Below are 14,072 nucleotides of genomic sequence, written 5' to 3' on the forward strand. Positions count from 1 at the left end.
CCGTACCGGGACGTCAGGCGGTGAACCGCTCCGCGCGCTCGACGACCCGCCCGACGCCCGCCTCGGCGTCCCACGTGTAGACCGTGCGGCCCTCGATGAGGACGTGCTCGACGCGGGCGTGCACGTCGAGGGGGTCCGCGGACCACACGACGACGTCGCCGTCGCGGCCCGGCTCGAGCGCGCCGACGCGCCCCTCGAGGCCGAAGAACGACGCCGGGTTGACCGTCAGCGCCTCGAGCGCGGTCTGGCGCGGCAGCCCCTCCTTGACCGCGAGCGTCGCCTGGTGGACGAGGAAGTTGATCGGCACCACGGGGTGGTCGGTGGTGATCGCGACGCGCACGCCCGCGGCGGCGATCGCGGCGAGGTTGCCGATGGCGCGGTCGCGCAGCTCGACCTTCGACCGGCTCGTGAACATCGGGCCGAAGATCACCGGCACGTCGCGCTCGGCCAGGACGTCGGCGAGCTTGTGCCCCTCGGTGCCGTGGTTGATGACGAGGCGGTAGCCGAACTCGTCCGCGAGGCGCAGCGCGGTGGCGATGTCGTCGTGCCGGTGCGTGTGCTGGTCCCACACGAGCTCGCCGTCGAGCACGCGGGCGAGCGTCTCGAGCGCCAGGTCGGGCGCGAACGGCTCGCCCTTCGCCTCGGCCGCGGCGCGCGCGGCGGCGTAGTGACGGGCCTTGGCGAACGCCTCGCGGATGACGAGGGCGGTGCCCAGCCGGGTCGACGGCAGCTGCTTGCGCTCCCCGTACACGCGCTTCGGGTTCTCGCCCAGGGCGGACTTCACCGACACCGCGGCGGAGATCACCTGCTCGTCGACGGTCCGTCCGCCCCACGTCTTCATGGCGACCGACTGACCGCCGATCGGGTTGCCGGAGCCCGGCTTGACGACGACCGACGTGACACCGCCGGACAGCGCGTCGCGGAACCCCTCGTCGTCGACGTTGACGGCGTCGATCGCCCGGACCGCGGCCGTGTTCGGCGTGGTCATCTCGTTCGTGTCGTTGCCCGCGACGCCCTCGCCCTCCTCGTGCAGGCCGACGTGACCGTGCCCCTCGACGAAGCCCGGCAGCACCCACCTGCCGGTCGCGTCGACGACCCGGGCCCCGTCCGGCACCGCGACGTCGGCGCCCACCGCCGTGATGCGCCCGTCCTCGACGAGGACGGTGCCGCCCTCCACGGGCGGGCCGACGACGGGCACGACGTACCCGCCGGTGACGGCGACGACGGACGGACGGACGGTGGCGGCAGAGCTCATGCCGACCACGGTACGTCCGCCCGCGACGTCCCCCGCACCCGTCCCCCGCGTGCGTCACCCCGCCGACGCGGGCGTCGCCACGCACCGCAGCCGCGTCGTGGTGGGGCTGCCGCGGCCCTGGTACCCGAGCTCCGTGCTCGCGCCCGCCCCGAGCGCCCCGTTCCACGCCGCGTTCGTGAAGCCGCTGCCGTCGACGCTCGCGTTCCAGGCGTGCGCGACGGCGGGTGCCGGGCCGCCGACGGGCAGCACCCGCCAGCCGGCGACCGGTGCGGCGCCCGCGGTCACGCGGACGGTCGCGACCCAGCCGCCGGGCCAGGTGCTCACCACGGTGGTCGTGGCGCGGCAGCCCTCGTCGCCCGGCGAGGGTGCGGTGGCGGACGGCGTGGGGGTGGCCGTCGCCGTGGGGGTGGGCGTCGCCGTGGGGGTGGGAGTGGGTGTGGGCGTCGCCGTCGGGCCGGACGTGACGGTGGGCGTCGGGCCCGGGTCCTGGCCGCGCGCGATGCGCAGGGCCTGCACGACGGCGGGGTACCAGGTCGCCGCCATGCGGGCGAAGCCGCCCTCGTGGGGGTGCACCCCGTCGGTGGTGTCCCGGGCCGGGTCCCAGCCGGTCCAGTGGTCGACGACGAGCACCGGCGACGCGGCGGTGGAGGTCGCCGCCGCCCAGGCGGGCACGCGCGCGTTGAGCGCGCGGGTGCGCTCCGGGCACTGCGCGCACGTGGGCGGGGCGACGGGGATGATCTGGGCGACGACGAGGACGACGTGCGGGTCCACCGCGCGCGCCTGGCGCACGAGCGTCGTCCAGGCGTCGAGCACCTGGTCCGGCGTGCGCGCGCTCCACACGTCGTTCGTGGCGAAGTGGAGCAGCACGACCTGCGGGCGCGCCGCCGCGAACCAGCGGGCCGCCTCGCCGGACGCGGCCACGGTCGTCACGAGCGCGCCCCCGTGCCCCTCGTTGTCCCCGTCGTGCGGGACGCCGCACCCCTGGGCGGGCAGCGACCCGACCATGTCGACCGCGTACCCGGCGGCGGTGAGGTCGCGGTGGAGCAGCGCGCGCCAGCACCCGGGGTTGCCGGTGATCGAGTCGCCGAGCGGCATGACCCGCACGGGCGTGCCGACGGCGGCGGCCGGCGGCGGTGCGGCCGGTGCCGCGGCCGTCCCGGGCACGGCGGCCAGCGCGGCGGTCACGAGCGCCGCGGCCAGGGCGCAGAGCGCCGCGGCCGCGCGGCGCAGGGGTGGGGTCGGCATGGACGCCTCCTCGCGGACGGGCCGGGCCCCCGCACCCGCGGACGGGAGCCGCGGCGGCGGACGGGGCCGGCGGGTGCGGGTGCGGGTGCGGGCGGGGCGGGCGGGTGCGGGCGGGTCCACCCACGGGCAGCGTGCCGGGACCGGGCACCGCGGAGGCAGCGTCGAAGCGTTTCACCGGCCGGTGCGGCCCCGCCGCGGACGCGTGGCAGGCTGGGACGGTCGTCGAGCGAGGAGGACGAGGTGGCCGAGCCCCAGGGTCGCGTGCGCGTCGACGCGTGGACGTGGGCCGTGCGGCTGTTCCCCACGCGGTCCGCGGCGGGCGCCGCCTGCCGCGCCGGGCACGTGCGCGTCAACGGCGAGCGCGCCAAGCCCGCGACCCAGGTCGTGCCGGGCGACGAGGTCGTCGTGCGCGGTGGTGCGCGCGAGCGGCGCGTCGTCGTGGAGCGGCTGCTCGTCAAGCGCGTGTCCGCCGAGGTCGCACGTGCCTCGTACCTGGACCGCTCCCCTGCGCCGGCGCCGCGCGAGCAGGTCGCGGTCGCGGCGGTGCGCGACCGCGGAGCCGGCCGTCCGACCAAGCGCGAGCGCCGGGCGATCGACCGCCTGCGCGGGCGCTGATCAGCCTCGGCTCTGCCCGCCCCGGGCGCGCGGCGCCGAGGCCGCGAGGTCCTCCATCCACGCCCGGACGCCGGTCTGGTCCAGCAGCTCCTCCACGGGGCGGCTCAGCGCCTCGAGGTGCATCGCCAGCCCGCGCTCGGTCGCGTCGCGCACGAGCCGCACGACCACCGAGAGCCCGCTCGAGTCCAGGAACGTGACGTCCGAGGCGTCGACCGCGACGTCGCGCACGTCCGGGTCGTCGAGGTGGGGCCACAGCGCGGGCGCGTCCTGCTCGCGGACCAGCAGGTCGACGGCCCCGTGCAGGAGGACGCGCAGCGTGGACCCCTCCCGCCGCACGACCAGCCGCCCGGCGCGCTCGGCGCCGGGCCGGTCCGCACCGTCGCCCACCACGCGCGCAGTCTGCCCGTCCCCACCGCGATCGGCGAGCCCGACCCGCCGGGACGTGCCGGACCCGTCGCCGGCGGGTGCATCCTGGTGACGTGCCGACCGCCCCCGCCACCGCCGCGCACGCCCCGGCGACGGGCGACGTGCACGCGCTGGTCCCGCTGCCGCCCGACGTCGACGTCGCGCGCACCGTGGGACGGCTGCGCCGCGGGGCCGGCGACCCCACCTGGTCGCGCGACCCGGACGGGACCGTGTGGCACGCGGTGCGCCGCCCGGCCGGGACCGCGACCCTGCGGCTGCGTCCTGCCGGGGGCGCGGTGCGCGCCGACGCCTGGGGCGCCGGCGCCGCGCAGGCGCTGGCGGACGTCCCGGGGCTGCTCGGCCTGCTGGACGACGCCCGGGCTTCGCCGACCACCTGCACCCTGCCGTGGCGCGCGCCCGCCGCACGCACGCGGGCGTCCGCCTCGCCCGCAGCGGCGACGTGTGGGACACGGTCGTCACCGCGGTGCTCGAGCAACGCGTCGTCGCCCTCGACGCCAAGGCGTCGTGGCGCCGGCTCGTCGCGGCCCACGGCACGCCGGCGCCCGGACCCGCCCCGACCGCGCTGCGCGTGGCCCCGCCACCGGCCGCGTGGGCCGCGCTGCCGGTGTGGGAGTGGCGGCGTGCCGGCGTCGACGCCCAGCGCTCCGACACCGTGCGGCGCGTCGCCGGCGTCGCGCACGCCCTCGGCGCGGACCTGCCGCCGCACGAGCTCGCGCGGCGCCTGCGCACCGTGCGCGGGATCGGCCCGTGGACGGTCGCGGAGGTCACGTCGCGCGCGCTCGGCGACCCCGACGCGGTCTCGGTCGGGGACGCGCACCTGTGCCACCTCGTCGGCTGGGCCCTGACCGGCCGGCGCGCCGACGACGCCGGCATGCTGCGCCTGCTCGAGCCGTGGCGCGGGCACCGCCAGCGCGTCCTCGTGCTGCTCGAGCTCGCGTACCGGGGCCGCATGCCGGCGTACGGGCCGCGCGCCCCGCGCGCCCTGCCGATGCGCTGACCAGCACCGCCGCGCCCGACGACGCGCCGCCGGATGCCGGAGGGCGCCCGGCCCGGGGATACTGGTGGGCGGCGCGCGGGCGGACCGCGGCCGGAGCACCGGGAGGACCCATGGCGTACGACACCCACGGCCGGCACGACGACGCAGCCCCGGAGGCGCCCAGCCGGGCCGCGAGCGGCGTGCTCGCGCTCGTGCTGTTCCTCGGCTCGTTCGCGCTCATCGCCTGGGGCTTCGACACCGACGGCTTCGCCGGCATCGCCATCGGCACCGCCGGCATCCTCACCTTCGGCCTGGCGTACGCGATCCCGACGACGATCCTGCCCGCGCTCGAGAACCGCGGCCGCTGACTGGTGGTGACCGGCGCGCCCGCGTCCCTGGTCCTGGTCCGGCACGGCGAGAGCGTCGGCAACCTCGCGGCGGCACGCGCCGAGCGGACCGGCGCCGAGGTCGTCGACCTCGGCACCCGCGACGCCGACACGCCCCTGTCGGACCGCGGCCTGGACCAGGCACGCGCCCTCGGCGCGTGGCTCGGCGGGCTCCGCGGCGACGAGCGTCCGGAGGTCGTGTGGTGCTCGCCGTACCTGCGCACGCGCCAGACAGCGGCCGCGGCCCTCGACGCGGCCGGTCTCGACCTGCCCGTGCGGCTGGACGAGCGCCTGCGCGACCGTGAGCTCGGCGTGCTCGACCGGCTGACGCGGGCGGGCGTCGAGGCGCGGCACCCGCAGGAGGCGGAGCGCCGGCGCCTGCTCGGGAAGATGTACCACCGGCCCCCGGGCGGTGAGTCGTGGGCGGACGTCGCGCTGCGCCTGCGCGCGGCGCTGCGCGACCTTTCCGAGCGCGACGACGGGCGGCGGGTGCTGGTCGTCGCGCACGACGCGGTGGTGATGCTGCTGCGGTACGTGCTCGAGGACATGACCGAGGACGCGCTCATGGCGGTCGTGCGCGAGCGCAGCGTCCGCAACGCGTCCGTCACCCGGCTCGACCGGGAGGACGGGGCGTGGCTGCTCACCGCGTTCGACGAGGTGGGGCACCTCGCCGCGCTCGACGCGGCGGTGACCGAGCACGAGGGCACGGACGACACCGGTGCCTGAGGGACCGGTCCTCACCCGAGGGACCGGTCCTCTCCTGGGGGACCGGCGCTGCGCGCCTGGCCGCTGCCGCCCGCGCACCGGACCGCCGGGTGCGCACCCGCCCGCATCGCGCACACTGGAGGCGTGGACACCCCTCGCATGAACGTCGAGTCGTTCAACCTCGACCACCGCACGGTCGCCGCGCCGTACATCCGGCTCGCCGACCTCAAGGAGCTGCCGCACGGCGACGTCATCAGCAAGTTCGACGTCCGGTTCGCGCAGCCGAACCAGGGCCACCTGGAGATGCCCGCCGTGCACTCGCTGGAGCACCTGTTCGCCGAGCACTCGCGCAACCACAGCGACCGCGTCCTCGACTTCTCCCCCATGGGCTGCCAGACGGGGTTCTACCTCATGCTCGAGGGCCGCTGGACGCAGGACGACGTGGAGGACCTCGTGGCCGCCACCCTGCAGGACGTCCTCGGCGCGCAGGAGGTGCCGGCCGCCAACGAGGTGCAGTGCGGCTGGGGCGCGAACCACACGCTCGAGGGCGCGCAGGAGGTCGCGCGCGCGTTCCTCGCCGAGCGCGCCCGATGGGCGCAGGTCACCACGCAGGCCGACGCGTGAGCGTCGACGCCGTCGTCGTCACGGCGATGGGCGTGGAGGCGACACCGTTCCTCGAGCGCGCCACGTCGGTCGACGACGAGACGCAGGTGGCGGGCGCCCGCCGCCGGCTGCTGCACGTCGGCGAGGCCCGGGTGCTGCTCGTCACGTGCGGCATCGGCCTCGTGAACGCGGCGACCGCCGCGGCGCTCGCGCTCGCCGAGCACGCGCCCCGGCTCGTCGTCAGCGCGGGGTCGGCCGGCGGCATGGGCCTGCAGGTCCGGGTGGGCGACGTCGTCGTCGGGGCGTCGACCGTGTACGGGGCCGCGGACGCGCGCGTCTTCGGGTACGCGCTCGGCCAGGTGCCGGGCATGCCGGCCCGCTACGACGCCGACCCGGGGCTGCTCGCCGCCGCGGCCGCCGCCGACCCGCACGGCCTGACGGTGCGGACCGGCACGATCCTGTCGAGCGACGTGTTCGTCGACGCCGAGCGCGTGGAGCCGCTGCGGACAGCGTTCCCGGACGCCCTGGCGTGCGACATGGAGTCGGCGGCCCTCGCGCACGCCGCCCACCTGTTCGGCGTGCCGTTCCTCTCGGTGCGCGGCATCTCCGACCTGTGCGGCCCGATCGCGGGCGTCGACTTCGACGCGCACGTCGACGACGCCGCGGAGCGCTCCGCCACGGTCGTCCTCGGTCTGCTCGACCAGGTGCTCGCGCCGGCCCGCTGAGCGGCTCGACGTCCCGTCGGGGGTGGTGGCGCGGATCCGTGCCCCCACCCCCGACGAGTTCGGGGACCGGGGACGGTCGACAGCGGGTGGGTGACGTGCCGCCCGGTCGGAATCACCTCGACCCGGGCGGGGTTGTCGCCAGAGACTTTCGTCCTACCCCGACGACGTGGCCACCGCCCGGTGGCTCTCGCGCGCCCGCGCACCCGCAGGACCCTCGAACGACAGGTGGCACCCGTGACCGACCAGCACCTCGACGCCTCGACCGCCACGGTCGACGACCGTCCGGCGACGCCGGCCCCGGCCCCGGCCGGGCCCGTGCCCGCCGCGGACGGCGCCGCCCCGACCATGTCCGCACGCGACCGCCTCGCGGTCGCCCTGCTCCTGGTGTCGACGTTCGTCGTCATCCTCAACGAGACCATCATGGGCGTCGCGCTGCCCCGGCTGCGCGACGACCTCGGCGTCACCGCGTCCGCGGCGCAGTGGCTCACGACCGGCTTCCTGCTGACGATGGCCGTGGTCATCCCCGTCACGGGCTTCCTGCTGCAGCGGCTCACGACGCGGCAGGCGTACCTCGGCGCGATGGGCGCGTTCTCGCTCGGCACGCTCGTCTGCGCCGTCGCCCCCGGGTTCGAGCTGCTGCTCGCGGGCCGTGTGGTCCAGGCGCTCGGCACCGCCGTCATGCTGCCGCTGCTCATGACGACGGTCATGAACGTGACGCCGCCCGAGGGGCGCGGGCGCACGATGGGCAACATCTCCGTCGTGATCTCGGTCGCGCCGGCCATCGGCCCCACCGTGTCCGGGCTGATCCTGTCGGTGCTGAGCTGGCGGTGGATGTTCGGGATCGTGCTGCCGATCGCGCTCGCCGCGCTCGTGCTCGCCGCCGTGCGCCTGCCGAACGTCACCGAGCCGCGCTGGGCGCGGGTCGACGTGCTGTCGGTCGTGCTGTCCGCCGTGGGCTTCGGCGGCCTCGTCTTCGGGCTGTCGCACATCGGCGAGGCGGCCGCCGCGGGCGGCGTCGACGCGACCACGGTCGGGGCGATCCTCGTGGGCCTCGCGGGGCTGGGCGTGTTCGTCGCGCGCCAGCTGCGCCTGCAGCGCCGCGACGACGCGCTGCTCGACCTGCGCACGTTCCGCGTCCGGACCTTCGCGGTCGGCGTCGCGCTCATGGCCGTCATGATGATGTCGCTGTTCGGCTCGATCATCATGCTGCCGATCTACGCGCAGGACGTGCTCGGCCTCGACACCCTGCGCACGGGGCTGCTGCTGCTGCCCGGCGGTCTGCTCATGGGTCTGCTCGCGCCGCTCGTGGGGCGCGCGTACGACCGGGTGGGTCCGCGTCCGCTGCTCGTGCCCGGCACCGTGCTGGTGTCCCTCGCCGTGTGGGCCATGGCGCTGCTGCTGCACGAGGGCGGCTCGCCGTGGGTCCTGGTCGGGGCGCACCTGACCATGTCCGCCGGTCTGGCGCTGGTGTTCACGCCGCTGTTCACGTCGGCGCTGGGCTCGGTGCCGCAGGCGCTGTACTCGCACGGCAGCGCGGTGATCGGCACGGTGCAGCAGGTCGCCGGCGCCGCCGGCACGGCGGTGTTCGTCACGGTCCTCACGGCCGTCTCGACCGGTCTGGCGACCGACGGGGTCGATGCCGTGACGGCGACCGCGGGCGGTGTGCGCGGCGCGTTCCTGCTCGGGGCGGTGCTGTCGCTGCCGGCGATCGCCGCCGCGCTGCTCGTGCGGCCCGCACCGGCCGGCGCGGAGCGCCCCGCCGGGCACTGACCGACCCGCGCCCGCTCAGCCCGCGGCGCCCCGGGGCCCGTCGACGTCCGCGTCGGCGGGCCCCGCTGCGTCGGGGCCCGCCGGGTCGTGCGCGGGCACGTCGTGCGCGGGCACGTCGCGGGTGGGCACGTCGTGGGCGGGCACGTCGTGGGTGGGACGGTGCGTCGCGGACGCGGCGGCCACGACGTCGACGGCGGTGGCGACGAGCCCGTCCCCCGCGACGGCCCCCGCCCCGGCGTGGCCGTGCGCGGCGCGCACCGCGTCCACGGCGGCCGCGCTGGGCGGGACGGCCGAGCGGCCCTGCCACGCGGCGGCCAGGCGCGTGACGCCGTCGAGCACGACCGCGTGCACCCGCGCGTCCGCGAGCGGCGCGAAGTGGCCGTCGACCGGCAGCCGGACGTTCGCCGCCGCGCCGGCGAGCTCGCTGCCGGCCGGCACGTGCGGGTCGAACCGCGCGTAGACGGACCAGATGCGCCCGTTCGACGCGACCTGACGGGCCAGCGCGAGGATGTCGGGGTCCACGGGCGACAGCGCCCGCACCGCGCGCACGGGGAACCAGCGGGCGTACACCGAGCCGGAGAACGGCGTGTTGACCGCCACCATCCCGGCGAGGCGGTCGCCCACGCCCGGCGTGCCCAGCACGAGCTTGCCGATGAGCCCGCCCTTCGAGTGCGCGACGAGCACGACGTCGTCGAGGTCGAGCCCGTCGAGGCGGTCGACCACCCGCCGCGCCGACTCCTCGAGCGAACGGCCGTTGTAGCCCAGCGCCGGCACCGGGTGCACGGGGTGTCCCGCCGCGTGCAGCGCCTGCACCAGCCCGTCCATGACCGGCCAGGTCTCGTAGATGCCGGGCAGCAGCACCACCGGCGCGCGCGACCCCGTCGCCAGCTCCCGCGGCGGCGGCGGCGCCAGCGTCGCGCGGGCCTGCGCCCCGACGATCCACGCGTAGTCGCGGGCCCACGCGACGGCCTGCTCGGCGCGCCGCCGCCAGCCGACGCGCACGCCCGGCTCCTGCTCCTGGCGCGGCGCGCCCGTTCCCCCCTGCGTCCCGCTCATCGGGCCTGGTGCTCCCGGACCAGCGCGGCGACCTCCCGGGCGTGGTTCGCGAACACCGCGTGCCCGCCGCCCGGCACCTGCGCCCACCGCCCGTCGGGGGCGGCGGCCGCGACCTGCTGCACCCAGGGCAGCGGCGCGATGCGGTCGTTCTCGCCCCGGACCACGAGGACCGGCAGGGGCACCTGCTGCACCCGCTCCTCGGTGCGGTACGCGACCATGCTCGGCAGCACCACGCCGTACCAGTACGGCCCGGACTGCAGGTAGTCCACGAGGATCGTCTGGTTGGTGCGCAGCGACTCGTGCACGGCGGTGCGCAGCAGGCGCACGCCCTGGCGCAGCGCCGAGCGCGCCCGCGGGTCCGTGGTGGGCCCGACGAGCACGGCGTGCCCGGCGAGCTCGGGCGCCTTGGCGAGGAGCTCGACGACGACCTGGGCGCCCATCGAGTGGCCCACGAGCGTGGGCCGGTCCAGGCCCGCGCTGCGCAGCCAGCGCTCGACGACGGCGGCGAAGTCCTCGACGTCCATGCGCCGGTCGGGTCGCGGCACGTCGCCGAAGCCCGGCAGGTCGAGCATGTGCACGACCCCGTCGCGGGCCAGCTCGCCCGCGAGCGGCTGGAAGTAGTGCGACGAGACCCCGATGCCGTGCACGAGCACGACGTCGCGCCGCTGCTCGGGCGGACGGCGGTCGACGTCGTCGCGCCAGCACGTCCAGGTGCGCATCGGCAGCCCGTCGACGCGCAGTCGGTCGATGCGGACGTTCAGCCCGTTCGGCACGGGGATCACAGGGCCTCCAGCACGCGGTCGGCGAGGGGGTCGGGCGTGCCGAAGCGGTGGGCGGTGACGCTCACCGCCTGCTCGCGCACGAACGGCAGCAGGGCGACGAGGCCGGACGAGGTCACCGGCCCGGCGTACAGGGTGAGGTCGGCACGGCCCTGGGCGGCGCGGGCGGCCGCGGCGCCGTCACCGCCCACGAGACGCACGCGTCCCTCGGGCAGGTGCGGCAGGTCGGCCGCCCACCCGGCGTCGTCCTGCACGTGCACCGCCAGACCGGCGTCCGCGAGCACGGCGGCGAGGGGCGCGGGCAGCGCTGCGGGGACGCTCACCTCGCCCGGCGCGCCGGCGACGAGGCCGGCGGCGAGCACGCGCAGCAGGTCGCGCAGGGGCGCGCCCTGCGCGAGGCGCACGTGCACGGGCACGGGCAGGTGCCGCAGCACGTTGCGCTCGGGCTCCAGGCCGGTGACGTCGCGCGGCACGCCGAGGTCCGTGGTCCACGTGCGGGAGGCCGCGGCGGCGGCGGCGCGGACGGCCGCGACGTCGGCGTCCGCGAGGCCCGAGCGGGCGGCGGCGTCCACGAGGCGCCCGGCGGGTCCCGGGACGGCGGGGGCGACGGACGCGGTGCCCGCCGGCTGCGCCCCCGCGGGCGGCGTGGCCGTCGCGGGGTCGTCCAGCCAGGTGCCGAACCCGTGCAGGTAGTGCGGTCCCCCGGCCTTCGTGGTGGGGCCGACGACCGAGCGCTTCCACCCGCCGAACGGCTGGCGCTGCACGACGGCGCCGGTGATCCCGCGGTTCACGTAGACGTTGCCCGCCTGGACGTGCGCGAGCCAGTGCGCGACCTCGTCCGGGTCGAGCGAGTGCAGACCGGCCGTGAGGCCGTAGTCCACGTCGTCCTGCAGCGCGATGGCGTCGTCGAGCGTGTCGGCGGTCATGACCGCGAGCACCGGGCCGAACCACTCCGTGCGGTGCGCGGCCGATCCCGGCCGCACGCCGACCCGCACCCCGGGCGTCCAGAGCCGCCCCTCGGCGTCCAGGCGGCGCGGCTCGACCGCCCAGCGCTCCCCCGGCCCGAGCGTCGTCAGCCCGTCGAGGAGCTTGCCCGACGCGGGCTCGACGAGCGGACCCATCTGCGTCGTGGGGTCCTGCGGCCACCCGACGCGCAGCGACGTGACGGCGTCGAGCAGCTGCGTGCGGAACCGGCGCGACCGCGCGACCGAGCCCACGAGGACCACGAGCGAGGCCGCCGAGCACTTCTGGCCCGCGTGCCCGAACGCGGACGCGACGACGTCCCGCACCGCGAGGTCGAGGTCCGCCGACGGCGTCACGACGACCGCGTTCTTGCCCGACGTCTCCGCGAGCAGCGGCAGGTCCGGGCGCATCGCGCGGAAGAGCTCCGCGGTCTCCCAGGAGCCCGTGAGCACGACGCGCTCGACGCGTGCGTCGGACACGAGCGCGGAGCCGAGGGTCGCCTCGTCGACGTCGACGAGGTGCAGGACGTGGCGCGGCACGCCGGCCGCCCAGAGCGTCTCGGCGAGCACGGCCGAGCAGCGCCGCGCCGGGGGCGCGGGCTTGAGCACGACCGCCGACCCCGCCGCGAGCGCGGCCAGCACCGAGCCCGCGGGGATCGCGACGGGGAAGTTCCACGGCGGCGTCACCACCGTCAGGCGCGCCGGGACGAACCGTGCGCCCGGCACCTGCTCCAGCTCCGGCGCGCGGTCGGCGTAGTACCGCGCGAAGTCGACCGCCTCGGACACCTCCGGGTCGCCCTGGTCCAGGGTCTTGCCGGCCTCGGACGCCATGACCTCGAGCAGGTCGCCGCGCCGGGCCTCGAGCGCGTCGGCCGCCGCGCGCAGCACCGCGCGCCGCCCCGCGCCGCCGCGCGCCGCCCAGCCGCCGGCGGCCGCGACGGCCTGCGCGAGCACCCGGTCGAGCGCGTCGGCGTCCTCGAGGCGGGCCGCGGCGAGCGTCTGCGCGCCGAGCGTGGAGCGGGGCGCGCGGGCCAGCACGGCACGCGCCCAGTCGCGGTTCGCGGGGACGGCGGGGTCCGTGTCGGGGGCGTTCGCGAACGGCGCGTCCCCGACCGGCACGGGCGGCAGCGACCGGTCCTGCGTGCGGTGCGGCGCCGGGACGGCGTCGTCGAGCGCGCGCAGCGCGGCCGAGAAGCGCGCCCGCTCACGCTCGAAGGACGTCGTGTCGTCCGCGAGGTCGAACGCCGCGGACATGAAGTTCTCGGGGCTGGCCCCCTCCTCGAGGCGCCGCACCAGGTAGGCGATCGCGACGTCGAACTCCCGCGGGTGCACGACGGGCACGTACAGCACGAGCCGGCCGACGTCACGGCGCACCACGTCCGCCTGCGCCTGCGCCATGCCGAGCAGCATCTCGACGTCCATCGCGTCCTCGACGCCGCGCGCGCGGGCGAGCAGCCACGCCAGCGCGAGGTCGAACAGGTTGTGCCCCGCGACGCCGAGACGCACCGCGTCGACGGCGGCGGGCCGCAGCGCCACGTCCAGCAGCCGCTTGTACTGCGTGTCGGTCTCCTGCTTGGTCGACCACGTCGCGAGCGGCCAGCCGTGCATCGCGGCCTCGACCCGCTCCATCGGCAGGTTCGCGCCCTTGACGAGCCGGACCTTGACCGGCGCGCCCCCGCGGGCGCACCGGGCCGCGGCCCACTCCTGCAGGCGCAGCATCGCGGCGACGGCGTCCGGCAGGTACGCCTGCAGGACGATCCCGCCGGACCAGCCGAGCAGCGCCGGGCGGTCGAGCAGACGCGTGAACACCGCCACCGTGAGGTCGAGGTCGCGGTACTCCTCCATGTCGAGGTTCACGAACGTGCCCGTCGCCGCGGCCCGCTCGTACAGCGGGGCCAGCCGCTCGACGACCTCGTCCACCGCCTCGTCGAACGCGTACGGCGCGTGCGGCGCCACCGCGGCGGAGACCTTGACCGACACGTAGTCGACGTCGTCGCGCTCGACGAGCGCGCGGATGCCGGCCAGGCGGCGGTCCGCCTCCCGCCGCCCCAGCACGGCCTCGCCGAGCAGGTTGAGGTTGAGCTGGACGCCGGGGCGCCGCAGCCGCGCGATCGCGGGCCCCAGCCGCCGCTCGGACGCGTCGACGAGCAGGTGCCCGACCATCGCGCGCAGCGCGCGGCGCACGACCGGCACCACGACCCCCGGTGCGACCCGGGCCGCGGCGGCGCCCGCGCGCACGGCGAGCCGCAGGTGCGGGGCGAGGAACGCCGGTGCGGTCCGGGCGAGCGCGGCGAGCTCACGGGCGGCGACGCGGTCGTCCTCGGGCCGCACGACGCGGTCGACGAAGCCGACCGTGAAGGCCAGCCCGTGCGGGTCCGCCAGCACGTCGGCCAGCTGCCGGGCGGCGGGGTCGACGGGTGCGGCCCGGCTCGCGTCGAGCCAGCGGCGGACGAGCGCGACGGCGTCGTCCTCGAGGCGGCGCAGGTCCTCGGGCCCGTACCGGTCGTCGGCCGTGGTCGTGCGGGTGGGACGGGCGGTGCGCGGCCCGGTGGGGCCGGTCGTGCGGTCG

General features: G+C 77.5%; 13 protein-coding genes. 7 read left to right on the forward strand and 6 right to left on the reverse strand.

Features of this window, described 5'->3' with window-relative positions; all coding sequences use genetic code 11:
* Positions 1-13: 13 nt before the first annotated feature.
* The gene (locus tag GC089_RS11955; RefSeq protein WP_155377852.1) at positions 14-1,255 is read right to left on the reverse strand and encodes an amidohydrolase; all 1,242 of its coding nucleotides are present in this window, start codon (positions 1,253-1,255) and stop codon (positions 14-16) included.
* Between the two features lie 54 nt (positions 1,256-1,309).
* Positions 1,310-2,500: a GDSL-type esterase/lipase family protein gene (locus GC089_RS11960; protein ID WP_155377853.1), complete on the reverse strand. Its 1,191-nt coding sequence runs from the start codon at positions 2,498-2,500 to the stop codon at positions 1,310-1,312.
* A gap of 240 nt (positions 2,501-2,740) precedes the next feature.
* Between GC089_RS11960 and GC089_RS11965 the strand changes: the two genes are divergently transcribed.
* Positions 2,741-3,115, forward strand: a complete 375-nt coding sequence (locus tag GC089_RS11965; protein ID WP_155377854.1) for an RNA-binding S4 domain-containing protein — start codon at positions 2,741-2,743, stop codon at positions 3,113-3,115.
* Here GC089_RS11965 and GC089_RS11970 read toward each other — a convergent pair whose 3' ends face one another.
* Entirely contained in the window at positions 3,116-3,505 is a 390-nt protein-coding gene (locus GC089_RS11970; RefSeq protein WP_155377855.1) for an STAS domain-containing protein, read from the reverse strand.
* 421 nt (positions 3,506-3,926) lie between these two features.
* Between GC089_RS11970 and GC089_RS11975 the strand changes: the two genes are divergently transcribed.
* The 6 genes from GC089_RS11975 (at position 3,927) to GC089_RS12000 (ending at position 8,706) form a co-directional block, all read left to right on the forward strand.
* Positions 3,927-4,538, forward strand: a complete 612-nt coding sequence (locus GC089_RS11975; RefSeq protein ID WP_230684772.1) for a DNA-3-methyladenine glycosylase — start codon at positions 3,927-3,929, stop codon at positions 4,536-4,538.
* Between the two features lie 110 nt (positions 4,539-4,648).
* Complete coding sequence (locus GC089_RS11980) at positions 4,649-4,885, forward strand: hypothetical protein (protein WP_155377856.1); 237 nt, start codon at positions 4,649-4,651, stop codon at positions 4,883-4,885.
* 6 nt (positions 4,886-4,891) lie between these two features.
* A complete protein-coding gene (locus GC089_RS11985; protein ID WP_230684773.1) occupies positions 4,892-5,629 on the forward strand; it encodes a histidine phosphatase family protein in 738 nt (245 codons plus the stop codon).
* A 138-nt stretch (positions 5,630-5,767) separates the two neighbouring features.
* Entirely contained in the window at positions 5,768-6,232 is a 465-nt protein-coding gene (locus GC089_RS11990; protein WP_155379190.1) for an S-ribosylhomocysteine lyase, read from the forward strand.
* A complete protein-coding gene (gene mtnN, locus GC089_RS11995; RefSeq protein WP_230684774.1) occupies positions 6,229-6,936 on the forward strand; it encodes a 5'-methylthioadenosine/S-adenosylhomocysteine nucleosidase in 708 nt (235 codons plus the stop codon). Before GC089_RS11990 ends, mtnN begins: the two co-directional genes overlap by 4 nt.
* Positions 6,937-7,281: 345 nt before the next feature.
* Positions 7,282-8,706 carry a DHA2 family efflux MFS transporter permease subunit gene (locus tag GC089_RS12000; protein ID WP_155379192.1) on the forward strand — a complete coding sequence of 475 codons (1,425 nt, stop codon included), beginning with the start codon at positions 7,282-7,284 and terminating at the stop codon, positions 8,704-8,706.
* 15 nt (positions 8,707-8,721) lie between these two features.
* Here the strand turns inward: GC089_RS12000 and GC089_RS18455 are convergent, their stop codons facing one another.
* Genes GC089_RS18455 through GC089_RS12015 form a run of 3 tightly spaced genes read right to left on the reverse strand, consistent with a single transcriptional unit; the run spans position 8,722 to position 13,987 of the window.
* Positions 8,722-9,762: a triacylglycerol lipase gene (locus tag GC089_RS18455; RefSeq protein WP_196250691.1), complete on the reverse strand. Its 1,041-nt coding sequence runs from the start codon at positions 9,760-9,762 to the stop codon at positions 8,722-8,724.
* Complete coding sequence (locus GC089_RS12010) at positions 9,759-10,544, reverse strand: alpha/beta fold hydrolase (RefSeq protein WP_155377859.1); 786 nt, start codon at positions 10,542-10,544, stop codon at positions 9,759-9,761. The genes GC089_RS18455 and GC089_RS12010 overlap by 4 nt, the downstream gene beginning before the upstream one ends.
* The gene (locus tag GC089_RS12015) at positions 10,541-13,987 is read right to left on the reverse strand and encodes a bifunctional proline dehydrogenase/L-glutamate gamma-semialdehyde dehydrogenase (protein WP_155379193.1); all 3,447 of its coding nucleotides are present in this window, start codon (positions 13,985-13,987) and stop codon (positions 10,541-10,543) included. The genes GC089_RS12010 and GC089_RS12015 overlap by 4 nt, the downstream gene beginning before the upstream one ends.
* Positions 13,988-14,072 lie beyond the last annotated feature (85 nt).

Source organism: Cellulomonas sp. JZ18, assembly GCF_009720485.1.
Taxonomy (GTDB): Bacteria; Actinomycetota; Actinomycetes; order Actinomycetales; family Cellulomonadaceae; genus Cellulomonas.

Coding starts and splice junctions, on each gene's coding strand:
- GC089_RS11955 (WP_155377852.1), bottom strand. CDS start 1,255: ATGAGCTCTGCCGCCACCGTCCGTCCGTCCGTCGTCGCCGTCACCGGC.
- GC089_RS11960 (WP_155377853.1), bottom strand. CDS start 2,500: ATGCCGACCCCACCCCTGCGCCGCGCGGCCGCGGCGCTCTGCGCCCTG.
- GC089_RS11980 (WP_155377856.1), top strand. CDS start 4,649: ATGGCGTACGACACCCACGGCCGGCACGACGACGCAGCCCCGGAGGCG.
- GC089_RS11990 (WP_155379190.1), top strand. CDS start 5,768: ATGAACGTCGAGTCGTTCAACCTCGACCACCGCACGGTCGCCGCGCCG.
- GC089_RS12000 (WP_155379192.1), top strand. CDS start 7,282: ATGTCCGCACGCGACCGCCTCGCGGTCGCCCTGCTCCTGGTGTCGACG.
- GC089_RS18455 (WP_196250691.1), bottom strand. CDS start 9,762: ATGAGCGGGACGCAGGGGGGAACGGGCGCGCCGCGCCAGGAGCAGGAG.